Source organism: Chloroflexota bacterium (assembly GCA_016197225.1).
In the GTDB taxonomy this organism is placed as follows: domain Bacteria; phylum Chloroflexota; class Anaerolineae; order Anaerolineales; family VGOW01; genus VGOW01.
Genome location: JACPWC010000060.1, coordinates 24,183 through 45,906, shown reverse-complemented (window position 1 = coordinate 45,906; position 21,724 = coordinate 24,183). Strand labels below are relative to the sequence as shown.

General features: G+C 60.6%; 19 protein-coding genes. 9 read left to right on the top strand and 10 right to left on the bottom strand.

Going from position 1 to position 21,724, the window contains the following annotated elements:
* Nucleotides 1–15: 15 nt before the first annotated feature.
* From HYZ49_10920 to HYZ49_10905, 4 genes are all read right to left on the bottom strand, one after another.
* Nucleotides 16–1,419 carry an FAD-dependent oxidoreductase gene (locus HYZ49_10920; GenBank protein MBI3242793.1) on the bottom strand — a complete coding sequence of 468 codons (1,404 nt, stop codon included), beginning with the start codon at nucleotides 1,417–1,419 and terminating at the stop codon, nucleotides 16–18.
* A gap of 10 nt (nucleotides 1,420–1,429) precedes the next feature.
* The gene (locus HYZ49_10915; protein ID MBI3242792.1) at nucleotides 1,430–1,858 is read right to left on the bottom strand and encodes a CBS domain-containing protein; all 429 of its coding nucleotides are present in this window, start codon (nucleotides 1,856–1,858) and stop codon (nucleotides 1,430–1,432) included.
* 106 nt (nucleotides 1,859–1,964) lie between these two features.
* Nucleotides 1,965–2,402, bottom strand: a complete 438-nt coding sequence (locus HYZ49_10910) for a hypothetical protein (GenBank protein MBI3242791.1) — start codon at nucleotides 2,400–2,402, stop codon at nucleotides 1,965–1,967.
* The gene (locus HYZ49_10905; protein MBI3242790.1) at nucleotides 2,399–3,577 is read right to left on the bottom strand and encodes a membrane dipeptidase; all 1,179 of its coding nucleotides are present in this window, start codon (nucleotides 3,575–3,577) and stop codon (nucleotides 2,399–2,401) included. Before HYZ49_10905 ends, HYZ49_10910 begins: the two co-directional genes overlap by 4 nt.
* 80 nt (nucleotides 3,578–3,657) lie before the next feature.
* Here HYZ49_10905 and HYZ49_10900 point away from each other — a divergent pair, with 80 nt between their 5' ends.
* Nucleotides 3,658–5,013 (top strand): MFS transporter, encoded by a 1,356-nt coding sequence (locus tag HYZ49_10900; protein ID MBI3242789.1) that lies wholly within the window; start codon nucleotides 3,658–3,660, stop codon nucleotides 5,011–5,013.
* A 47-nt stretch (nucleotides 5,014–5,060) separates the two neighbouring features.
* Here HYZ49_10900 and HYZ49_10895 read toward each other — a convergent pair whose 3' ends face one another.
* From HYZ49_10895 to HYZ49_10880, 4 genes are all read right to left on the bottom strand, one after another.
* A complete protein-coding gene (locus HYZ49_10895) occupies nucleotides 5,061–6,227 on the bottom strand; it encodes a class I SAM-dependent RNA methyltransferase (protein ID MBI3242788.1) in 1,167 nt (388 codons plus the stop codon).
* Between the two features lie 118 nt (nucleotides 6,228–6,345).
* Nucleotides 6,346–7,305 (bottom strand): tRNA dihydrouridine synthase DusB, encoded by a 960-nt coding sequence (gene dusB, locus HYZ49_10890; protein MBI3242787.1) that lies wholly within the window; start codon nucleotides 7,303–7,305, stop codon nucleotides 6,346–6,348.
* A gap of 72 nt (nucleotides 7,306–7,377) precedes the next feature.
* On the bottom strand, nucleotides 7,378–8,391 hold the full coding sequence (gene dusB, locus HYZ49_10885; GenBank protein ID MBI3242786.1) for a tRNA dihydrouridine synthase DusB: 1,014 nt from the start codon (nucleotides 8,389–8,391) through the stop codon (nucleotides 7,378–7,380).
* Nucleotide 8,392: 1 nt separating this feature from the next.
* On the bottom strand, nucleotides 8,393–9,016 hold the full coding sequence (locus tag HYZ49_10880) for a DUF3105 domain-containing protein (GenBank protein MBI3242785.1): 624 nt from the start codon (nucleotides 9,014–9,016) through the stop codon (nucleotides 8,393–8,395).
* Between the two features lie 224 nt (nucleotides 9,017–9,240).
* On the opposite strand from HYZ49_10880, the gene HYZ49_10875 reads away from it, so the two are divergent.
* The 4 genes from HYZ49_10875 (at nucleotide 9,241) to trxB (ending at nucleotide 13,728) form a co-directional block, all read left to right on the top strand.
* A complete protein-coding gene (locus tag HYZ49_10875; protein ID MBI3242784.1) occupies nucleotides 9,241–10,479 on the top strand; it encodes a cyclic nucleotide-binding domain-containing protein in 1,239 nt (412 codons plus the stop codon).
* A gap of 114 nt (nucleotides 10,480–10,593) precedes the next feature.
* Complete coding sequence (locus HYZ49_10870; GenBank protein MBI3242783.1) at nucleotides 10,594–12,351, top strand: GAF domain-containing sensor histidine kinase; 1,758 nt, start codon at nucleotides 10,594–10,596, stop codon at nucleotides 12,349–12,351.
* A 42-nt stretch (nucleotides 12,352–12,393) separates the two neighbouring features.
* A complete protein-coding gene (locus HYZ49_10865) occupies nucleotides 12,394–12,642 on the top strand; it encodes a helix-turn-helix domain-containing protein (GenBank protein MBI3242782.1) in 249 nt (82 codons plus the stop codon).
* Between the two features lie 159 nt (nucleotides 12,643–12,801).
* Nucleotides 12,802–13,728, top strand: a complete 927-nt coding sequence (trxB, locus tag HYZ49_10860; GenBank protein MBI3242781.1) for a thioredoxin-disulfide reductase — start codon at nucleotides 12,802–12,804, stop codon at nucleotides 13,726–13,728.
* A 72-nt stretch (nucleotides 13,729–13,800) separates the two neighbouring features.
* Here trxB and HYZ49_10855 read toward each other — a convergent pair whose 3' ends face one another.
* Nucleotides 13,801–14,418, bottom strand: a complete 618-nt coding sequence (locus HYZ49_10855; GenBank protein ID MBI3242780.1) for an XTP/dITP diphosphatase — start codon at nucleotides 14,416–14,418, stop codon at nucleotides 13,801–13,803.
* 270 nt (nucleotides 14,419–14,688) lie between these two features.
* Here HYZ49_10855 and HYZ49_10850 point away from each other — a divergent pair, with 270 nt between their 5' ends.
* From HYZ49_10850 to HYZ49_10835, 4 genes are all read left to right on the top strand, one after another.
* On the top strand, nucleotides 14,689–15,129 hold the full coding sequence (locus tag HYZ49_10850) for a DUF177 domain-containing protein (protein ID MBI3242779.1): 441 nt from the start codon (nucleotides 14,689–14,691) through the stop codon (nucleotides 15,127–15,129).
* A 19-nt stretch (nucleotides 15,130–15,148) separates the two neighbouring features.
* The gene (locus tag HYZ49_10845; GenBank protein ID MBI3242778.1) at nucleotides 15,149–16,321 is read left to right on the top strand and encodes a sigma-70 family RNA polymerase sigma factor; all 1,173 of its coding nucleotides are present in this window, start codon (nucleotides 15,149–15,151) and stop codon (nucleotides 16,319–16,321) included.
* A 173-nt stretch (nucleotides 16,322–16,494) separates the two neighbouring features.
* The gene (locus tag HYZ49_10840; protein ID MBI3242777.1) at nucleotides 16,495–17,469 is read left to right on the top strand and encodes a GNAT family N-acetyltransferase; all 975 of its coding nucleotides are present in this window, start codon (nucleotides 16,495–16,497) and stop codon (nucleotides 17,467–17,469) included.
* Nucleotides 17,470–17,480: 11 nt separating this feature from the next.
* A complete protein-coding gene (locus HYZ49_10835) occupies nucleotides 17,481–18,725 on the top strand; it encodes a PQQ-dependent sugar dehydrogenase (GenBank protein ID MBI3242776.1) in 1,245 nt (414 codons plus the stop codon).
* Here HYZ49_10835 and HYZ49_10830 read toward each other — a convergent pair whose 3' ends face one another.
* Complete coding sequence (locus HYZ49_10830; protein ID MBI3242775.1) at nucleotides 18,726–21,650, bottom strand: AAA family ATPase; 2,925 nt, start codon at nucleotides 21,648–21,650, stop codon at nucleotides 18,726–18,728.
* Nucleotides 21,651–21,724 lie beyond the last annotated feature (74 nt).

Here is a 21,724-nt window from a genome sequence, read left to right as displayed (position 1 = left end):
AGGCCAGAGTCGGCGCTACGATTTCCCCAACGCCTTCAACATCTCTTCAACACAAGTGAACTTGAGGCGCGGGCGGCCAATGGCTTTGCCGTTGGCCTGCTCCAGTTCGTCCAGCTTCAGCCAGTCGGCGTAGGTGAAGTAGTGGGGCTGGCGCTGGCGCACCAGGGCTTCGGCGGCGGCCACTTCAGGCTGAACGGGCTGGTTGAAGGCCCCGTTCGACAGGTCTTCCATCATGCCCACCACCGTTTCCACCGAGTCGGGTTTGTTGGTGCCGATTACGCCGCTCGGCCCGCGCTTGATCCAGCCAGCCGTGTATTCGCCGGGGCGGGCCTGCTTTGTGTCAGAGTCGATCACCCGGCCCTTTTCGTTGAGGATGACTCCCCACTTGTCGTGAAACGGCACTTCGGGCAGAGGCACGCCGCGATAGCCAACGGATCGGAAGACGAGGCCGACGGGCAGTTCTTCGGTCTGGTCAGTAGCTTTGGGGCTGAGGGTTCCGGCGTCAGTGCGATAGAGGACGTTGCGCACCAGCTTCATGTTGGCCGCGCGCCCGTTTTCATCGCCCACGAGTTCAGTGGGCGAGACGAGGAAGCGAATGATCAGCTTGCGCGACTTGCCGGTGGATTTTCGCTTGGCGTAGCTTTGCAACATATCCACTTTTTTATTGAGGGCCTGATCCATGCCTTTGTCCAGGTCGGCCTTGCTCAGTTCGTCCAGCGCCACTTCGTCGGCCAGAGTCAGGCAGTCGGCGTCTTCCATCTCGCCCACCTCTTTCACTTCGGGGTTGGTGAAGGCGGCCTGGGCCGGGCCGCGCCGGCCAAGCAGATACACTTCTTTCACCTTGCTGTTCCGCAGAGCTTCGAGGGCGTAATCAGCGATGTCGGTGTCGGCCAGTTCTTCGGGCGTGCGGCAGAGGATGCGGGCCACGTCTATTGCCACGTTGCCCACGCCCACGACGGCGACCCGTTCCTGTGACAGATCAAATTGATAGTCGCGATAATCGGGGTGGCCGTTGTACCAGGCCACAAATTCGGTGGCCGGGTGACTACCTTTGAGGTCTTCGCCAGGGACGCCCATGCGGCGGTCGGTTTGGGCGCCGGTGGCATAAAGAATCTGGTGATAGTGGGCCTTGAGGTCGGCCAGCTTGAGGTGCTGGCCGAACGCGACGTTACCGTAAAAGCGGAAGTGCGGGTCGGCGGCGATCTTGTCGTAGACTTTGGTGACGGATTTGATCTTTTGGTGATCGGGGGCGACGCCGCCGCGCACCAGGCCGAAGGGCGTGGGCAGGCGGTCGAACATGTCTACTTCGACGACGAGGCCGTTTTGCTTGAGCAGATGATCGGCGGCGTAAAAAGCCGCCGGGCCGGAGCCGAGGATGGCGACTCGGAGGGGTTGGGTTGACGTGCCGGGCTGGGTCATGAGTGGCGGGTTACCCTTTCGCGATATGGGTCTGCAGTGAGTCGATCTCGCCCTCGTACTCGTCGAGTTGAGCCTTGACCAAATCACCGATGGAGATGATGCCGATCAGTTTGCCGTTTTCCAGGATCGGCAGGTGGCGAAACCGTTTTTCGGTCATCGTTTGCAGGACGGATTTGAGATCGTCGTTAGGCGTTCCGGTGACGACGACGTTTGTCATGGCCTGACTCACGCGCGCAGAAAAAGGCTCGGCCTGGGCGGCGGCGATGCGGACGATGTCGCGTTCGGAAAGGATGCCGGCCAACTGGCCGGCGGCGTCGAGCACCACCAGCGCCCCAATTTTGCGCGAGGCCAGCAGGCCAACGGCTTCTTTGATCGTCTGATCCTGCTGGATAGTGACGACGTTATTGCCTTTGGTAGCCAGAATATTGCTGATTTTCATGGTACGCGGCCTCCTTCTGGAATCCGGCGAGATTATAGCGCGAGTGGGAAGAGCGGAGCGAGGGAGAAAAGCAACCTTCTGAGGGTGACAAATGACAATTCTCCAGTTAATCGTCCACTTTCATTACGTAGAGGAACAGGCCGAAGATAATGACCAGCACGCCCAGCAGGACGCCGCCGCTTTGCCACAGGCCAAAGAAGGGCAGGCTTTCGGGGATGTTGTGACTGCCAATGCCCAAAATGTCAGCCAGGGCGGCGACGCAACACAACACGTAGCCGGTGGCGATCAGCCGGATGCCAATGTCATGCCTCAGCCGCCGCTCGCGCGCGCGGCGGCGGGTGGCATATGCGTAGACATAGCCGCCCAGAGTCATCCAGCCGAGGCCCAGCAAAAATGTAAAAATTTGGATGATGCCAAAGCCGGGCGTGAGGTTGAGGCGGACGATCTCAGGGAAGATGCCGATGACGAAGACGAAGAATCCGGCGACGATCAGAGCGATGGCGGCGCGGGCGAGGCGGGTGTCCTCGAGCGGCGGGGTCTTCATGCCGGGAGACCCCGCCTCAGAATGTTGAGCCAGTTACCGCTCATCACCTTTTCCACGTCGGCCTCGGTGTAGCCGCATTCTTTCAGCGCCGCGCCGATCAGGCCCAGGTCGGCGGCGGTGTCAATCTCGGCTGGCACACTCTCCACGCCAAAGCCACCGTCGAAGTCGGAGCCGATGGCAACGTGATCGGCGCTACCCGCCACCTGGCAAACGTGATCGATCATCGCCGTCACCTCCGTCAGCGTCACGGCGTTCTTGCCATCGGACTCGGCCCAATCTGCTTTGAGGAATCGGTTGTAAGGCACAATGCCGGTCACGCCGCCGCGCGCGGCCAGCCGCCGGATCATCTCGTCGGAAAGAAAACGCTCCGGGCGGCGAACGTTGCCTTTGAGCACGGCGCGCGGGTTGGCGTGCGAGGCAATGACCACGCCTTCAAACAAGTCGAGGGCTTCGAGGAAGGATTCGTCGGAGGCGTGCGAGAGATCGAGGATGAGGCCGAGGTCGGCCAGCACGCCGAGCAGGCGGCGGCCTTCGGGCGTGAGCGGGCCGGGTTCGCCGGTTCCGCCGGCGTAGCGGGTGGCGGCCCAGGCCAGGCCCACAATGCGCACCCCGCGTTCCATCCACCACTCGGCCTCTTGAGGTTCGCGGATGGCGTCCGCGCCTTCCATCAGGGGCACGAGGCCGACCCGCCGATTTTCCAAGTCGGCGGCTGACCATGAGTCGAGCACTTGCTCCAGGTCGCCCCGATCGCCAATTAATTTAAAGGAGGGGCAGGTGTCGGTCAGTTGGTGATAGTAATCGAGTTGTTGCAAGTAGAAGCGGTGGGCCTGTCCCGAGTCGGCGTAAGAGAGGCGATCCCACTCGCCCATTTTGTGGCGGGTGGGTGAGGCGTAAAGTGTGCCGAAGATGACGGCGACATGGCCGAGCAAATAGTCGCCCAGGCCAAGAAGAGAGTTGCCGTTGTGCGACGGGGCCGAGTTGTTGCTTTCGGCCTGGCGGGTGGCTAGCGCCGACTTGGTGTAATCGCGCCCGAAGGTCAAGGCGTTCCAGGCCAGGTCCTGGTGAGCGTCAATGATGAGGTTAGTAGGCATGGCGCGGATGGTAGTCAGAAGAGGAGACGTTGTCAAGCGGGACTGAAAGAAGCCCGGAACTTGTTTGCGCGGCGGGGGTTTCATTTGTGAGCTTTCGCTCCAAGCCGATTTCGACTATATTAGCCGCATCCCCATCTCTGGAGGCAATCATGGCAACTGCATCAATGGCTGTACCCGTCAACGACAAGCGCGAGATTTTTGGCTGGACGATGTACGACTGGGCCAACTCGGCCTTTAGCACCACCGTCGTCACCGTCTTTCTTGGCCCCTACCTGACCAACCTGGCCGAGAACGCCGCCGACGCCAACGGTATCATCTTCACCCTGCCTCTGTTTGGCGGCATCCGCTTCGACTCGTTGTTTACCTACTGCGTTTCGATTTCGGTGCTTCTTCAGGTCTTCTTTCTGCCCATTCTGGGGGCCATCGCCGATTATTCGCACTTGCGCAAGCGGATGATGCAGTTGTTTGCCACCATCGGCGCTGTTGCCACGCTGGCCTTGATTTTTCTTGTTCAAGACACCTATCTGCTGGGCGGCTTGCTGTTCATCATCGCCAACCTGGCGTTTGGGGCGGCGGTCGTGTTTTATAACGCCTACCTGCCGGACATTGCCAGCGAAGACAAACGGGACAGCGTCTCGTCGGCAGGGTTTGCCCTGGGTTATGCGGGCGGCGGCCTCTTGCTTCTGCTCAACCTGGTTCTGTTTTCGCTCATGAAAGACGGCGCGCTGGCGGCCCGCATCTGCCTGGCCTCAGCCGGGCTGTGGTGGTTGCTGTTCGCGCAAGTGACGTTTAACACGCTTCGCCCGCGCCACGCGGCCAAGCCTCTGCCGGCGGGCGAGAGCTATCTCACCATCGGCTTCAAGCAATTGGCCGGCACTTTCCGCGAGGTGAACAAGTTTCCGGAGACGGTGCGCTATTTGATCGCCTACTTGTTTTTCAACGACGGTATTCAAACCGTGATCGTTATTGCCGCCGTGTTTGCCGCCGAGGAGCTGGGGATGAATGCGACGAATCGCATCCTGGTGATCTTGATGATTCAGGCGGTGGCCTTCTTTGGCGCTTACCTCTATGGCTGGCTGGCTGGGAAGATGGGCGCGGTGCGGGCGCTCATTACCAGCCTCATCATCTGGTGCGTGGTAGTTGTTTACGCTTATGCCGGAATGAAGAGCACGGCGATTGTGCCGGGGTTGAAAATCGCCCAACGCGAGTTGGAGTTCTGGTTGCTGGCCTTTGTGGTGGCCCTGATTTTGGGCGGAAGCCAGGCCCTCAGTCGGAGTATTTTCTCGCAGATGATCCCGAAGGGACGCGAGGCCGAGTTCTTCTCGTTCTACGAAGTCAGCGAGCGCGGCACGTCGTGGATGGGGCCGTTTATCTTTGCCCGCGTTAACGACATCACCCGGAGTTTCCGCACCGGCATCCTGTCGCTTATCGTGTTGTTCGTGGTGGGGCTGGGGATTTTGGTGACGGTGAACGTCCCACGAGCGATCAAAGAGGCGCAGGTGGCGAGTGAAGCCGCCTAACCGCCCCCACCCCCGGCCCCTCCCCCATGATGTGCTTCGCAAACGCATCACGGGAGAGGGGAGCTAAGGACGAACGGCACGCGCAGACCGCCGTTTTCAATCATCAGCGGCTCGCCAAAAGCGAGCCGCGTTTGTTTTGCCAGCGCCGTGCTTCCAGCCAGAACGCCGACTCGCCAGCCCGGGCATTTTTCTTTTATCACCTTCCCAAACTGCGCGTACAAACTTCTCACATCGCTTCCGACTCGTTCGCCGTAGGGCAGGTTGCTGATCAGCAGGCCGGGGGCGGGCGGCGGTTCGATGGCCGAGATAGGGCGGACGCTGAACTGAATAGAGTCGGCGGCACCGGCTCTTTTCGCGTTGGCTTGGGCGGCGGCAATCGCGCCTTCGTCTCGATCTGAGGCGATGATGATTGGCGCTGAGTCGTTGATCGCCGCGCGCGCGTTTCTCAACTGTTCGCCCCATTCCTGGGTGTCGAAGTTCAGCCAATCAATGAAGGCAAAGCGGCGGTTGAGGCCGGGGGCGACGTTGCGGGCCATGAGCGCCGCTTCGATGGCGAATGTGCCGGAGCCGCAAAAGGGATCGAGCAAGGGTTGGGCCGGGTTGTAGTTGGCGTGAAGCAGGAGCGCGGCGGCCAGCGTTTCGCGCAGGGGTGCTTTGGCCGTTTGCAGGCGGTAGCCGCGCTGGTGCAGGTGCGCGCCGGAACTGTTGAGGCTGACGATGCAGTGATCGTGATCAATCCTGACGATCACTTCTGAATTTAACCGCGAAGGCGCGAAGGACGCCAAGTTTTCTTTCTCTTCTTTGCGCTCTTGGCGTCTTTGCGGTGAATCTTTTTGACCGAAACGATCCTCAATCGCCAGCGCGACTCGCTCGGCGACGGCATCGGAGTGATAGAGTTTGGATTTGTGGCAAGTGGCGCGGACGCTGACGGGCTGGCCGGGGAGGAGAAAATTCTCCCACGGCAGGCCGGCGGCTTTGCGGCGCAGTTCGTCGAAGGCAACGGCTTGAAATTCGCCGAGCCGCACCAGCACCCGGCTAGTCGTGCGCGACCACAAATTGATTTTGTAGAGATGGCTGAGGAAGCCTTCAAACTCCACGCCGCCCGGCACGGCGCGCGGGTGGTTGACGCCGAGGGCGAACAGTTCGGCGCGGGTGAGGTCTTCGAGGCCGGGTGGAGTGACGGCGAAGAGGGAGAAACGAGACGAATTGTTCAAGGCAATTACGTTTTACGCATTAAACCTTATCGGGAATAACATTATGACGCTTCCCAACCGCGTCCTCGCGGTTGGCCGCCCGCGAGGACGCGGGCTGTGATCTTATTTCCGATAAGGTCTATGCTACTATCAGACTGGTTTCATACATCTTAATCGCCTCCAGCACGCTCTCCGGCGTCTTGGCGTTGGACAGAAAGTTGCGCAGAGAATCGGCCATGGGAATGGCGAAGATGTATTTGTGGGCGTGGCGGCGGAAGAGCATAAAGCCTTCCTGCGGGCCGTAGAATTCGAGCGAGAGGGCGAGGTGCTTGCGGATCATGGCCGCCACTTCGCCGAACGGCACGTCGCGGCGCTCGCGGCGGGCGAAGACCCACGGGTTGCCGATGGCGGCCCGACCGATCATCACTGCGTCCACGCCGGTGTGCCGTTTCATGCGCTCGATGTCGGCAGGGCATTTCACGTCGCCACTGCCGATCACCGGCACTTTCGCCGCCGCTTTCACTTCGGCAATGGCGTCCCAGTCGGCGTTGCCTTTGTAGGCTTGAGCTTTCGTGCGGCCATGCACGGCGATGAGTGATGCGCCGCTGTCTTCGAGAACCTTTGCCACTTCGAGATAGTTGCGCGAGGCGTCGTCCCAGCCGAGGCGGATTTTGCCGGTGACGGGAACGCTGACTGACCGAGTTAGTTTTGCAAAGATGCGGCCAATCCTGGCCGGCTCGCAGAGCAGGCCCGCTCCTGCGCCGTGCCCGGCGACCGTGTCGGCCCAACAACCCATGTTCACGTCAATGATGTCTGGCTCCAACTGTTCAATCCGCCTGGCGGCTTCGGCCAGGTCGTCTTCGTTCGCGCCAAAGATTTGGAAGGTGATGGGGCGCTCGGCGGGTGTGAAGATGAGGCGGCGGAATACGGCCTCGGCCCCGGCCAGGAGTCCGGGCGCGGGCACGAACTCGGTGTAGCTCATGGCTGAGCCAAGTTCGCGGCAGATCGAACGGAACGGCAAATCCGAGTAGCCCGACATAGGGGCAAGGATGGCGTCGCCGTAAACGGGAATGTTGCGGATGAAGAAGGTCGGAGGCATGAGTGAAACGGCAAACGACAAACGTCAAAAGTGAAACGACAAACGTCAAATGACAAGAATGAACTTCAAATCTCAAACGAGGGCGCACTCGGAAGCGAATGCTTCTTCTTTTTCTGCGCTCTCGGCGGTGAAAAGTTCTCCGGCCTCGTAGCGGTTGATGATGTCTTCGAGTTCGGCGCGGCGGGTGGTGGTCAGCATGGACAGGCGCAGGGCGCGGTCGGCGGCAGAGTCGGGAATGTAGCGGGCGGCGTGCTTGCGGAAGAGGATGAGGCCGCCCGCTTCGCCGTAGAAGTCAATGTTGAGCGCCAGATGCCGCCGCATTAGCTTGACGACTTCTGACGGAGTCACCTGCGACCGGTCTTTGCCGGCAAATAGCCAGGGGTTGCCGATGGCGGCCCGACCGATCATCACTGCGTCCACACTCGTGTAGAGTCTCATGCGCTCGATGTCGGCCACAGTCTTCACGTCGCCACTGCCGATCACCGGCACTTTCGCCGCCGCTTTCACTTCGGCGATAGCGTCCCAGTCGGCAGAGCCTTTGTAGCCCTGAGTTTTGGTGCGGCCATGCACGGCGATGAGTGATGCGCCGCTGTCTTCGAGAACCTTTGCCACTTCGAGATAGTTGCGCGAGGCGTCGTCCCAGCCGAGGCGGATTTTGCCGGTGACGGGAACCTTGAGGGTTTGAGTCAGGCGGGTGAAGATGCGGCCAATCTTGGCCGGTTCGCGCAGAAGCCCTGCGCCCGCACCGCGCCCGGAGATGCTGTTCACCCAACAACCCATGTTCAAGTCAATGATGTCCGGGCCGAGGCTCTCGATGCGCCCCGCCACTTCCACCAGCCGGTCTTCGTCGTGGCCGTAAATCTGGAACGTCATCGGGCGCTCGCTCGAGTCGAACTTGAGCTTGCGGGCGGTGCGCTTGACGTTGGTCAGCAGTTCGTCCACCGACACGAACTCGGTGTAGCTCATGGCCGAGCCGAGTTCGCGGCAGATGAGGCGAAAGGGCAGGTCGGAGTAACCGTCCATCGGCGAGAGGACGGTTACTCCGTAGACCGGGACATCGCGGACGAAAAACGCTGTGGTGGTCATATCACTGTGAACAGGCGACGGTCTCCGGGCCGCGATCTTCGTAGCGTTTGTAGAAATCCAAAATGGCCTTCTCGTCATACTCAGCCACGTCGAGTTGCCTGCCCCAGGCAATGACCGAAATGGGCGTCGTCATGCCTTGCGAGTAGGGCAGGACGATAAGCTTCGGCGTCGGGCAACGGCGTTGCGGCGCTTTATCCACCAACGCTTTGAGTTGGGCCTTCAAATTGGCGCAATCATCACCGCAATTGTAGAGCACAACAACGTCGCCATGCTCCAGGTTGTGAACCCAATAGCCTTCAGGCCAGGGCTGATCGTAGAAGCCGAGATTCGGCATCGTCGTGCCGTAATGCGTGCCGGACGAAGGCGGGTAATGTTTGAAAATGAGAGGTGTGTCAACGTCCACGTGGCCGGCGCTTTCACTGGGGATGATCTGTTCTGCCGGGTTGACGTCGGGCCGGATCTTGTCCTGCTCGCCCTTGATCGTTTGGTCAACAATGTACCAAATTCCGGCGCTCACTATCAACACAGCCACGGCGACGATGGCGATGAGGCGAATTTGGGCCGAGCGTTGCTGGTTGCTGAAGCTCGCCGTCTGGGTTGGCTTTCGTTGGGTTGGTCTGCTCATTAAAGATGCCCTCGAGTTCTAAAATTGACAAACGCAGAGCGCCCATGCTTGCCCGGGTTGGCCCTGCGCGTCCGGCTGGAATTTTACAACATTTTCCCTCGTTCTTGTCCCAGCTCAAAAAGCCGGCCATTTGCCACGAAAATGAAATTTTCGCCAATTGCTTGCCGGGACACTCGCGGTTATACTGTGAGCAGAGAGTGGATGCCTGATTGGTTAATTCACCCGTGACCCTGATGACTGAGACGGCGGTGGACAAACTTTCATTACTTAGCCAGGCTTTTGACGGCCTGTCGGATGGCGACTTGCGTGAACTGGCCGCCATGACCCGGCTGTGCCAGTACCCACCCAATCACGTCCTGTGCCTCGAAGGCGCTTACGAAGAAATCTTCTATATTATCGCCAAAGGCCAGGTGCGCATCACCAAAAAGATCAGCGAAAACGAGGGTGAGCGCGAAATTCGCACCATCGGCCCCGGCGGCTACGTGGGTGAAATGGCCCTGATCCAGAACGCGCCCCGCGCCGCCACCGTCCGCGCCACCACCGACTGCACCGTGCTGGAGGTGGGCAAGTCGGACTTTGAAGCCATGCTTCAGCGAAGCCCGCGCATGGCCCTCAGCCTCATTCGCAGCACCCTCGACCGTTTGCGCTCCAACGACCAGCGCGATATTCAAGACCTGCAACGCACCAACAAGATGCTCCGCCAGCTCGACCGCAACAAGCTGGAATTCATCCAGGTGGCCGCCCACGAACTGCGCACGCCGATCACGGTTATGAAAGGCTACATCAACATCATGAAGATGGCCGCCGGGGTTAAAGGTAACGCTTCGCTGGCCGAAGTGCTGGAAGGGATTGAAAAAGGCACCGACCGGATGCACCAGGTAGTCAACGCCATGCTCGACGTGACCCGCCTCGACAGCGACAACCTGCGCATCCTGCCGGTGCCAGTGCCGCTTAAGAGCGTGGTCAACGATGTGGCGCACGACTTGAACAAGCAGGCCGTCGATCGGCGGGTGGCGATCACCGTCGAACATTCGCCCGACACGCCCAACATCAATGCCGACCCGACGTTGATTCAAAAGGCCTTGCATCATCTGATCATCAACGCCATTAAATACACGCCGGACGACGGGCAGATTCAAATTAGAACCCGGCCCATCCTCCTCGACGGCGGCGTTCCCGGAGTCGAAATTGCCATTCAGGATTCCGGCGTCGGCCTGGCCGCAGAACATCAGGAACTGGTGTTTGAAAAATTCTATCAAGTCGGTTCGGTGGCCCTGCATTCGTCGAGCAAGACGGCATTCAAAGGCGGCGGCCCGGGTGTGGGCCTGGCTATCGTTCGCGGCGTGGCCCGTGCGCACGGCGGCAAGGTTTGGGTGGAAAGCCCCGGCCACGACGAGACGAATTTTCCCGGTAGCACCTTCTTTTTGCAATTGCCCGTCAACCCGCCTCCACCAGCCGCCTAGCCGAAAGATGCCGTTCGGTGAAAACCGGGTGACTCATTCGTTTCCAATCTTTACCGGGCTGAAGTTCATGATATAGTGTGGGGGCCAATCTTTGTGATTGGCCTTTTATTGCTTATGAAACATGCGTCTCGCGGTGTTATTCAAATAGACTGGCTGTTGTTCGGCCTGCGTTGGCCTTTGCTGATTGCTACAGCGGCGGAAACCTACTTTCTGGCTCAGGGCGACCCGACCACCCAGTTGCCCCGGCTGGCGGTGCTGGCGGCCGGCGTGTTGTACAACGTCGCCCTGGCTGTCTTCCTGCTGGCGCGCGCCTGGCCCAAAGCCGCGCCCGGCCTGACGTTGTTTACCGACACCATGTTGGCGATAGGATTATTTGCCGCGCCCGGCCCCAGCACCCTTACCTCTTCTTACTGGGCGGCGGCCTTTGTTGTAGTCACCGCCTCGCTTCGGTTTAGCTGGGTGTGGGCGCTCCTGGTGGCGCTGGTCATTGCCGCCGCCGATGCCGCTTTGCTCATTGCCTTCGACACCACCGATTATCAAAGTTCCCTGATCTCGTTGATCCCTAACGCCATCTTTTTACTCACCGGCGCGCTGGTGGCCGGACTGGTGGGCGAGCGCACGCGGACTTTGGCCGTAAAGCGCGCTCATGCCGAACGCGATATTGAAGAGCGGCGGCTCAAGCACATCCGCGAACAGGCTCGCGCCATTTATAAGATGGCTTTGCTGGTGAGTGAGACGTTGAACTATGAACGGGTGCTGGACGCCGCTCTTGATCTGAGCATTTCCAGCATGGCCGACACCGGGGCCGCCGCCTCGCAAATGGTGTGCGCGGCGCTGTTGTTCCACGACGACGAGCTAAAAGTGATCACGGCCCGCCGTTTCACTCAGGCCGATCATAAAGTGACGCTTCCTGCTCAGTCGGGCCTTGTCGCCGAAGTGCTGGCCAGCGGCGAATCGGGTTATTCGTCCGACCCAGCGCGCGATCCGGAACTTTCGCGATTTATTGCCCTGCGCGGTTGTCGGACGTTGATGGCGGCCCCTCTTCAGGCCGGCATGGACAACTACGGGGTGATGATCTTTGCCCATCCGCGCCCGGATTTCTTCGACCTGGATCACATCGAACTGCTCGAAGCCATTTGCAAGCACACCATCATCGCCGTGAAGAACGGGCGGCTCTACCAGAAACTGCTGGAAGAGAAAGAGCGCATCGTCGAAGTTGAAGAAGAAGCGCGCAAGAAGCTGGCCCGCGACCTGCACGACGGCCCCACCCAGTCGGTGGCGGCGCTGGCCATGCGGGCCAACTACATCCGCCGCCTGTTGGAGCGCGAACCGCAGTCTGCCGCCGAAGAACTTTATAAAGTGGAAGAGCTGGCCCGCCGCACCACCAAAGAAATCCGCCACATGCTCTTCACCCTGCGCCCGCTGGTGCTCGAGTCGCAAGGCCTGGCCGCCGCGTTGCAGTCGCTGGCCGACAAGATGCGCGAGAACTATGACTTGAATGTGATTATTGAGGCCCAGCCGGGCGCGGGAGAGAAGCTGGAGATTCACGCTCAGGGCGTGCTGTTCTATATTGCCGAAGAGGCGGTGGGCAATGCCCGCAAGCACGCCGCCGCCAAGCACATCTGGGTGAGAATTGGCTTGCGCTCGCCGGAAATGTTTTATCTGGTGATTGAGGACGACGGAGTGGGGTTCAACGTTGGGGCAGTGGGCGCGAATTACGACCAGCGTGGAAGCCTGGGCATGGTGAACATGCGCGAGCGCACCGAACTGGTGAGCGGCCAACTGCACATTGACTCGGCGGAAGGCAAAGGCGCCAAGATCACAATTCTGGTTCCGCTCACAGAAGAAGCGCGGGAGAAGTTGATGAGCTGACCGAGTTGCCCCGATTCTCACCTTTGTATACAATCATCGGGTATGCCGACTTCTGCTGTGAAGCGTCGTACCTCGGCGGACCCTAAACCTCAGTGGGACGCCGCAAAAGTGAAAGCACTGCGCTTTTATATGGGCCTGACCCAGCAGATGTTCGCCAAACGGCTGGGTGTGCGCCAGCAGACGGTGTCGGAATGGGAAAAGGGCATCTACCGCCCACGCGGGGCGACGGTGACTCTGCTGACGATGATTGGCGAGCAGGTGGGGTTCAAGTACGAGGGCGATAAAAAGTGACGGATGTCATGGAATCAAAGTGACGGGTAGCCGCGACGGCTTACCCGTTTTTTATTTTCGTCTAATGGGTTTGTGGCATAATGCGGCCTGTCCATCATAATCGCACACTGTTCTGGCCGCAGTTCAATTGCGGCCAGAGCGGATGAGTCAGGAGTTTGCATGATTCAGGAAAATCTTATTATCATCGGTTCCGGCCCGGCGGGGCTGACGGCGGCGCTCTACGCCGCCCGCGCCAACCTCAATCCATTGCTCATCACCGGCAACGAGCTGGGCGGCCAAATCGCCATCACCAACGAAGTCGAGAATTATCCAGGGTTCGATTCCATCCTCGGCCCTGACCTGACCGAGAAGATGAAGGCCCAGGCCGAAAAGTTCGGCACCCGGTTTGAGTACAACGAAGTGACGGAGGTGGACTTCACCAAAGGCTCGCCGTTTACTCTCAAGACTTACAGCCAGGAGTATCAGGCGAAGGCGGTGATTATTACCACTGGCGCTTCGGCCAGGCGGCTGGGCATTCCGGGCGAAGACGAGTTCATCGGGCGGGGGGTGTCGTATTGCGCCACCTGCGACGGCTTCTTCTTCCGCGACAAGGATGTGCTGGTGGTGGGCGGCGGCGACTCGGCTTTGCAGGAAGGGCTGTTCCTGACCAAGTACGCCAGCCGGGTGCGCGTGGTTCACCGCCGTGACCAACTGCGGGCCGGCGAGTTGTTGAAGTCACGCGCCAACGCCAATGAGAAGATGGCGTTTGTGTGGAATACGGCGCTGGAGGAAATCAAGGGCAACGGGGCGGTGCAGGAAGTGAGGGCCAGGAACTTGAAGACCGGTCAGGTGGAACAATGGAAGACGGACGGCGTGTTTGTGTTCGTCGGCCACTTCCCGAACACCAGGCTGTTCGAGGGCCAGTTGGCGATGGACGATCAGAAGTTCCTGATCACCGACAAGAACCGGCAAACCTCAGTGCCGGGCGTGTTCGCCGCCGGCGAGGTGCAGGACCCGATCTTCAAGCAGGCCATCTCCTCAGCCGGGCATGGGTGCGAGGCGGCGATTGCGGCGGAGAGGTGGTTGGCGGAGCGAGGGGTGGAGTAGAAGCTTGGTGGTTGGGTTGTTAGGTGGTTTGGGTGAGCGCACTTTCTGCGGGAGGAGGAGGTGCGCTTTTTATTAGCTGGATTGCATCCACTCCAAAATAACCGCTTTCGCCTTTTGCGCCGCCCGGGCGCGGTGGCTGACCTGATTCTTGATGGCCTCGTCAAGTTCGGCCATGGTACAGCCAAACTCCGGCATGTAGAAGAGCGGGTCGTAGCCAAAGCCACCGGTTCCGGCGGGAGCAAAGGCAATTTGGCCTTCACAGACTCCTTCGACAATCACAGGTTCGCGGCCCGGCGCGCACAGCGCGATCGCGCAACGAAAGCGGGCGGCGCGCCCGGCTTGTTGCGTTTCCCCTAGTTCGCCCAACAACTTAGCCCAGCGGTCGGCGTTGGTGGCGTTTGGCCCGGCGTAGCGGGCGGCGTACAGGCCGGGGCGGCCACCCAAAGCATCCACTTCCAGGCCGGAGTCGTCGGCCAGGGTCAGGAGTCCGGTAGCCCGGCAGGCGGCGGTTGCCTTGAGCAGGGCGTTGGCGGCGTAGGTGTCGCCAGTTTCAGGGATGGCCTCAGTGATTCCGGCATCGTTCAAAGTCAAATACTCGACGGCCAGCCCATCAAAAATGGCGGCGAATTCTTTTATTTTTCCGGGGTTGTGGGTGGCGATAAGCAGTTTTGGAAGTGGGGAAGCCGTCACTTTTTATGTCACTCCTGTCTGGAAATACCGGTTTATGAACGGTGAATCCGCCTTTATATGGTGTAGCATGACCTTTGTCCTTTATTATTATGTATAAATTTTACACGGAATCCTTGACTTGATGTATTCCAAAGTGCTATACTGGCGGCATCTTATTGACAAGTTGCAAACCCTGATTCCTGAGAGCCTAACCTGTATAAGACACGACGAGACGTTCTCCGGCTGAACGTCGGCTTCTTGCTAAAAGAAAACGTCGGCTATAGCCGGAAAATGGACTTCGATTATCCCATTCTCGAAGTCGCCGACGATTTAGATGTTCTGAACTTCCACGGTTCTGTGCGCCTCACCCACACTGCCCAGGGAGTTTACTTGGAAGGCCGCTTCAAAGGTGAACAGCCAGCCGAGTGTGTTCGTTGCCTCACCACCGTCAATCAGCCCCTCAAAACTGAGATCAAACAGCTCTATGAATTTCCGCCTAATTCCAAGGCCGAATTTGTTATTGCCGAAACCGGCTTTCTGGATTTAGCGCCGGTTCTACGCGAAGACCTTCTGCTATCTGCGCCCATGCGGCCCCTGTGCCGCCCGGATTGCAAGGGACTGTGCCCCACCTGTGGCCAGGATTTGAACGAAGGCTCTTGCAATTGCGAGAAAGATGACCTCAACCCGCGTCTGGCGGTGTTGAAAAAACTGCTTGAGAACAAAGAGTCGTAAGTTCACTGAGGAGAGGCCGATGAATCAGCAGGGAAAAAGCGCCAAGAAAACGAAAGCCAAAACCAGGGGAGCCGGGTCGCCCCTTGATGAAGCCGATTTGCTGGCTCATCGCATGGCCAAGCAGATTGAGTCTTTTGTCGGCGGCGCCAACGATCCTGAGCAGTTTGCCGACTTGATGCTGTTCATGCCCGGCCCGGAAGAGGCGCGGGTGGACAAGCAGGCGGTGATGCGAAAACTGCGTACCCGCCGCGGCCAGGCCGACGAGTTCGACCTCTCGGCGATCTCGTCCGACGACACCGTTGGCTTGTATCTCAAAGAAATGGCCCGCGTGCCCCTGCTCACCACCGAGCAGGAAGTAGACCTGGCCAAGCGCCTGGAACGCGGCCTGGATGCCGACGCCCGCCTGGGAGAATTGAGCGCCAAAGCGCAGAAGAGCCGCGAACGACTGCTCGGCCACGTGGAAGACGGCAAGACCGCCCGCGACCACCTGATCAAAGCCAACACCCGCCTCGTGGTCGCCATTGCCAAGAAATACATGAACCGGGGCGTGCCCTTCCTCGACCTGATTCAGGAAGGCAACCTGGGCCTGATGAAGGCCGTCGAAAAGTTCAACTACCGGCTCGGCTTCCGCTTCAGCACCTACGCCACCTGGTGGATCCGCCAGACCATCACCCGCGCCATCGCCGACCAGAGCCGCACCATCCGCGTGCCGGTTCACATGAGCGACCGCATCCGCCGCCTCTACAAAGTGGCCCGCGAGCTTGAGCAGTTCCTGGGCCGCAAGCCCACCCCCGAAGAAATTGCCCACGAGTTGGACGTTGAGCCGCGCAAAGTGCAATGGATGTTGAAGGTGTCGTGGCAACCGCTCTCGCTCGAACAGCCGGTGGGCGAAGACGAAGACGACGAGCTTGGCTCGTTCGTGGAAGACGACAACGCTCTCTCGCCCGCCCAGAGCGCCCAGCAGAACCTTTTGCGCGAAACGGTGGAAGAGGTGCTGGGCACGCTCCCGCCGCGCGAAGCCCGAATCCTGCGCCTGCGCTTCGGCCTGCAAAACGGGCGAGCCTACACCCTCGAAGAAGTGGGCCAGAAATTCGGCCTCACCCGCGAGCGCATCCGCCAGATCGAAGGCCGCGCCCTGCGCCGCCTGCGCCACCCGCGCCGGAGCCGCCAACTGCGCGATTACCTGACCTAAAGGTTTAGGACGCTGATGAACGCTGAGATTTTTTATCCGCGTAAATCTCCGTGCATCTGCGTCCAATAATCTTCGCGCTAGCGCAGTTCTTGCGGGGCAATACTACGTTGGCCGACTGCCGCTGGACTAAAGTCCGGCGGTTTTTTTTCCGGCACAAAGGTAAAATATCCGGCATGGCCGCTGGCGCACTTTCACTCAAAAAGCAAAACGGCTCAGGGCTTCGCCCGGTTGACCTGCGGCGCGACCTGGGCCACGTTGCCGCCCTGATGGAACTGTGCTTCGGCGAAACGCTGGACGCCGGCGGACGCGGCACCATGCGCGAAATGCAAATGCTCTCGCGCTCCGGCTTCCTGCAGTGGATCATGGGCACAGTGGCTCCGGCCTGGCAACACGGCTTTGTGTGGGTGGAAGATGGCCGCCTCGTCGGCAATGTGAGCACCCAGCCTTCAGAAGCCGAGCGGCGCGCCTGGCTCGTTGCCAACGTCGCCGTCCACCCCGACTACCGCCGGCGCGGCATCGCCCGCGCCCTCACCGAAGCCGCCCTGCAGTTGGCGGCTGAACACGGCGCAACCCAAACCCTCCTGCAAGTCAACCACGACAACACCGGCGCGCGCCAGCTTTACGACTCGCTCAACTTCCAATTTATCACCGCTCGAACCGTGTGGGAACGTGTGGGCCGCTTTCAACCGCAACCCCTGTCGGCGCCCGGCGTCGAAATCCGCCCCGAACGTTCAACCGAGTGGCAGGCCGGCTTTGAACTGGCCTCCACGTTCCGGCCCGAAGGCTTTCTCTGGGCGCACCCTCTGCGCCGCGAGGACTGGCGGCCCTTGTTTTGGCGACGGCTGGGGCAGGCCCTCTCTGGCCAGCGCGAGGAACGCTGGGTGGCCGTAGAGGCGGCTTCGGGCCGCCTCGTCGGCTTCTTCGGCCTCAGCCTCATGTTCGGCCCGGTCGATCACATTGATCTCCTCATTCACCCCGACTGGCAGACCCGCCTCGAACGCCCCTTGCTGGTGACTGCTATTCGCCGCCTGCACGAGCGCCGCTGGCCGGTGCGGCTCGACCACCCGTTCAATGAGGCTGAAGCGCCCCTGCGCGAACTTGGCTTCCGCGCCACCCAATCTCTGGTTTGGATGAAAAAAAGTTTATAGGAGCCTGACTCATGCCACGACTCCGTTTTTTGCTGATGGCGATCTTGTTGACCGCCTGCATCGCCTCGCCTGTTGCAACGCCCACGGTTCAGCCGACTCTGGCTCCCCCGGCCCTGACTCTCGCCTCAGCACCTGCCCCTACTTCAACCGTTGCCCCGACTTCACCGCCGCCCACTGTTACGACGGCCCCCCCTGAAGTTCCGTCGCCCGCCCCGCCAACGCCCTCGCCCTCAATTCCTGGCGGCTCGTGTTGCGACTTCCAACTTGTCGCCGATGGTCTCTATCGCCCAACCCTGGTCACGCACGCCGGCGACGAGCGCCTCTTCATCCTTGAACAGTCCGGCCAGGTTCGAGTCGTCGTGGACGGCCAACTGGTGGCCGCGCCGTTCCTGGACATTGACGCAATTGTGAGTGACCGGGCCAACGAGCAGGGCTTGCTCGGCCTGGCCTTTCATCCCAACTATGCCGAGAACGGCCAGTTTTTCGTGAACTACACAAACTCACTGGGTGACACTGTCATCGCTCGCTACACCGTCTCTTCTGATCCGAATCTCGCCGACCCTGCCTCAGGCGAAATCCTGTTCACGATTGATCAGCCGTATGTGAATCACAACGGCGGCGGTCTGGCCTTTGGCCCCGATGGCTTGCTTTACGTTGGCATGGGCGACGGCGGCAGCCAGGGCGACCCGCGAGGCAACGGCCAGAACCCCTATTCGTTTTTGGGCAAGATGTTGCGAGTGGATGTGGAGACCAACCCGACCCAGCCGTTGATCTGGGCGCTGGGCTTGCGCAACCCCTGGCGCTTTTCGTTCGACCGGCTGACGGGCGACTTGTTCATCGGCGATGTGGGGCAGGGCGAGTGGGAGGAAATTGACTCGGTGGCGGCCTCGGCCCTGGCTGAACCCGGCCCAAACTTTGGCTGGAACATCTTCGAAGGCACGCACCGCTATTCCGACGGCCCGGCAGATTTGGTTGTGCCGCCGATTGCTGAATACTCGCACGCCGAGGGCGGTTGCTCGGTGACAGGCGGCTACGTTTATCGTGGCACAGCCCTGCCAGAACTAAGCGGCATCTACTTCTTCGCCGACTACTGCTCCGGCATCATCTGGAGCCTCACACCGCAAGCCGACGGCGCGTGGGAGCGCAACGTGTTCATGAACACGGACTTCACCATCAGCTCCTTTGGCGAAGACGTGAACGGGGAGTTGTACGTGGTGGATCACGGCGGGGCGGTGTATCGGTTGGTGAAGCAATAATCAACTCCCGCTTCGCTGTTTGAGCGCCTCATCTAAAAACTCCTGCAAGTCGCCATCGAGAATCTGCTTGAGCTTCACCGTGCGCCGCCCGGTGCGGTGGTCTTGCACGCCCTTGTCTTTGGTGTTTCGGAAGTACGAGCGCACGATGCCGCCCGAGGGCGGGGCCGGGCGGGTGTCGTTCTGGGTGCTCTCGAAGTGAATGAGGGTTTGCAGGATTCGGGTTGCCTCGGCGGTCAGGTCGTCGGGCGGCAGGTTGCTGGCAAAGCTTAGGCGGCCCTCGCTGTTCAAGTGGCGGGCCATCACCTGAGCCGTGAGGCGCGGCACGAGGAGACCATTACGGTTCAATTCTTTGACGTTGGTCTCCACGCGCGGAAGCGGTGTCGGCATTTCGTCGTCCGTCCACTCCGGCAGAACGCTCACGCTGGCCGACAACCTCTGCAAACTCTCCTGCCCGCCCGCCTTCACCGTCTGCACCAGCCGGTGCGCCCCGGTCTCGCCCTGCAACAGCCCAAACACGCCGTAGCCGCTGACGACGAGCGTCACCGTCATGTTCCGGCCATCGGGCGATTGCTCCTCGCCCAGCACGCTGGCGGCCAGCCCTCGACTCTTGGCCCAGCCCAGATACATCTTCGCCAGCGAGACGATCCACTGCCGGGCCGCGTTCAATTTTGATTTGATGCTGATCTGCAAATAGGCGCCGCATTGATCGTGCGGGCCGCTGAGCCAGGAGGTGAACTCGACTCGCGGCAGCTCATTCAGCAGGAACTTGTGCTGCCGCATCACCGACTCGGACGGGGGAGCCGCCGATGTGGAAAACGACTCGGTCAAACCGTCCAACGCCTGCCGCAGACTGCTCAACAAGTCTACGGTGCTGCTCGCTCGTTGATAAGCGTCCAGCTTGCGGCGGGCCGAGGCCTGATCGTTCCAAAAGCTCACGTCGGCCATTTCGGACAGGATCGCTTCGCGCTCGGCCCTGGCTTCGGCCACGCCGTGCAATTCTTCCAACGCTTCCACGCGCGCGGCCAGCACCGGCAGGGCCTCACGAATTTCGGCCAGGGTGGCGGCAGAAGCCGCTTCCACCGCAGGCGTCGGCTGAACCGTTTGATCAGCATCGGGGGCAAGATAGGCCGAGACGATCCGGCCATGCTTCACGTAGAGTCGAATCGCCCCGCCGGCCATCGTCGAAGAGAGGGCGTTGATCTCGCGGGCGAGCGGGTAGGTGATCGTCTTTTCGATCTGCCGTTTGAGATAACGAGCGCCGTAATAGGGGCTGTAGCCAAGCGCCACCACCTGCTCGATGACTTCGTCGGCGATGTCGGCCTCGAACTTGCGGCGGGTGAGGCCTTCGCGCAGGAGCAGGTCGCCGATCTCGCGGCGGGCGATGTCGGCCATGACGGCCCGGTTGAGGGGGTGAAAGATACAGACGGCGTCAATGCGGTTCATGAACTCGGGCGTGAAGTAGCGCTCGGTTTCGGTAAGGATGCGCGTCTCGCGAGCCTCGGGGGTTTCGCCGCGATTGAAGCCTAGCTTAGGCTGGTAGAGCAACTGTGCGCCGAAGTTGGAGGTAAGGATGAAGATCGAGTTGCGCAGGTTGACGATCTCGTCGTTGCCGTTGATGAGCAGGCCTTCGTCGAACAACTGCAAAAAGCGTTGATAGATGAGCGGGTTGGCCTTCTCGAACTCGTCGAGGACGATGACCGAAAACATTTTGCCGGCGAGGCGGTTGGTGAGTTGGCCGCGACGGTGAACCATTTGGTCGGCGTACGGGTTGCCGAAGAGTTCGGTGTGCTGGTAAGGGTTGGCGTAATCGCCCATGTTGAAGCGGACGAGGCGCTCGCGCTCGCCGTAAAGATACTCGGCCAGGGTCCGGGCCAGCTCGGTCTTGCCGACTCCGGTGGGGCCGAGGAAGAGAAAGACGCCCATAGGCCGCGACGGGTTGTTGACTCGCGCCCGCAGAAGACTCAGCGATTGGACAATCGCCTCCACTGCCTGATCCTGGGCCAGCACCCGGCTCTTGAAGTAGCGCAGCACTTCGTCTTCGTTGAAGGGCACTGTGTCGTCGAGCAACATGCGCGGCAGGCCGCTCTGCTCGCCGAAGCGCTGGATGACGTGCTCGGCCGTAAGTTGGGCGTCGCCGTCGGCTTTGGTCACGGCCAGCGAGTCGCGCAGAAGGTCAATTGTCTTGCCGGGCTGGGCGCGGTCGAGGGCGTAGCGGTGGCTGAGGTCGAGGGCTTGCTCCAGGGCGTCGTCGGTGACGGCCAACCCGTGAAGGATGCCCAGGTCGTCGGCCACGCGACGCACCACCCGCCGCGTCGCCGCCACGTCAAATTCGTCCACGTACACCGGCAGAAAAATCTGGCCGTAGTCGGTGTAGGTTTCGGAGAAGCGCCGCCAGGCGTTCTCTTCGGCCTCGGCCAGGCACAAACCGTTGAGGCGCTTGAGGGCCGAGGCCAGCACGGTAGCAACGTCCACGTTGGTGTCGCCCTCTTCATCCTGGATTCCGGGGAGGCGGGTGGCGCGGTTGATCTGATCGAAGAAGAGGATGATCTCCGGGTGAGCCGCCCACTGGGTGATGAGCTGATCGAAATATAGTTGCCACGCGCCGCGCGCCGAAAGGCCGGGCAGACTGCTGGGCGTGAAGCGCCACACTTCCTTGCCTGCCAGTTCCGCTGGACACTCCCCGCTCACGATGCGAGCCGCCACCATTTGGGCCACTGCCGTTTTGCCGGCCCGGCTCCGGCCTACGATGGCCACCCGGCCCTTGAGCGGCGAGGCCAGCGCCTGCAAAATCTGGTTCACTTCGGCCTCGCGGTTGTAAATGCCGGGCTGGCCGCCGGCGGTGGCTTTGGCCGTCAGGTTCTCGGCGAAGCTGGCAAGCATAGTGCGGATGTCGGCGGGAGGAAGCGGGGCGGGTTGTGGGAGCATAAAGTGTCTGGGACGTTTCCTTTTGCGGAGAAGTTTTTTGAGGCGTTTGAGTAAACGAGTGAAGGCGGTTGGGT

Bases quoted from the DNA above. Each gene is read 5' to 3' on its own strand.
- HYZ49_10910 (MBI3242791.1), bottom strand. From the start codon at position 2,402: ATGAAGACCCCGCCGCTCGAGGACACCCGCCTCGCCCGCGCCGCCATC.
- HYZ49_10870 (MBI3242783.1), top strand. From the start codon at position 10,594: ATGAAACATGCGTCTCGCGGTGTTATTCAAATAGACTGGCTGTTGTTC.
- HYZ49_10865 (MBI3242782.1), top strand. From the start codon at position 12,394: ATGCCGACTTCTGCTGTGAAGCGTCGTACCTCGGCGGACCCTAAACCT.
- HYZ49_10905 (MBI3242790.1), bottom strand. From the start codon at position 3,577: ATGAAACCCCCGCCGCGCAAACAAGTTCCGGGCTTCTTTCAGTCCCGC.
- HYZ49_10845 (MBI3242778.1), top strand. From the start codon at position 15,149: ATGAATCAGCAGGGAAAAAGCGCCAAGAAAACGAAAGCCAAAACCAGG.
- dusB (MBI3242786.1), bottom strand. From the start codon at position 8,391: ATGACCACCACAGCGTTTTTCGTCCGCGATGTCCCGGTCTACGGAGTA.
- trxB (MBI3242781.1), top strand. From the start codon at position 12,802: ATGATTCAGGAAAATCTTATTATCATCGGTTCCGGCCCGGCGGGGCTG.
- HYZ49_10915 (MBI3242792.1), bottom strand. From the start codon at position 1,858: ATGAAAATCAGCAATATTCTGGCTACCAAAGGCAATAACGTCGTCACT.
- HYZ49_10880 (MBI3242785.1), bottom strand. From the start codon at position 9,016: ATGAGCAGACCAACCCAACGAAAGCCAACCCAGACGGCGAGCTTCAGC.
- HYZ49_10920 (MBI3242793.1), bottom strand. From the start codon at position 1,419: ATGACCCAGCCCGGCACGTCAACCCAACCCCTCCGAGTCGCCATCCTC.
- HYZ49_10840 (MBI3242777.1), top strand. From the start codon at position 16,495: ATGGCCGCTGGCGCACTTTCACTCAAAAAGCAAAACGGCTCAGGGCTT.
- HYZ49_10850 (MBI3242779.1), top strand. From the start codon at position 14,689: ATGGACTTCGATTATCCCATTCTCGAAGTCGCCGACGATTTAGATGTT.
- dusB (MBI3242787.1), bottom strand. From the start codon at position 7,305: ATGCCTCCGACCTTCTTCATCCGCAACATTCCCGTTTACGGCGACGCC.
- HYZ49_10900 (MBI3242789.1), top strand. From the start codon at position 3,658: ATGGCTGTACCCGTCAACGACAAGCGCGAGATTTTTGGCTGGACGATG.
- HYZ49_10835 (MBI3242776.1), top strand. From the start codon at position 17,481: ATGCCACGACTCCGTTTTTTGCTGATGGCGATCTTGTTGACCGCCTGC.
- HYZ49_10830 (MBI3242775.1), bottom strand. From the start codon at position 21,650: ATGCTCCCACAACCCGCCCCGCTTCCTCCCGCCGACATCCGCACTATG.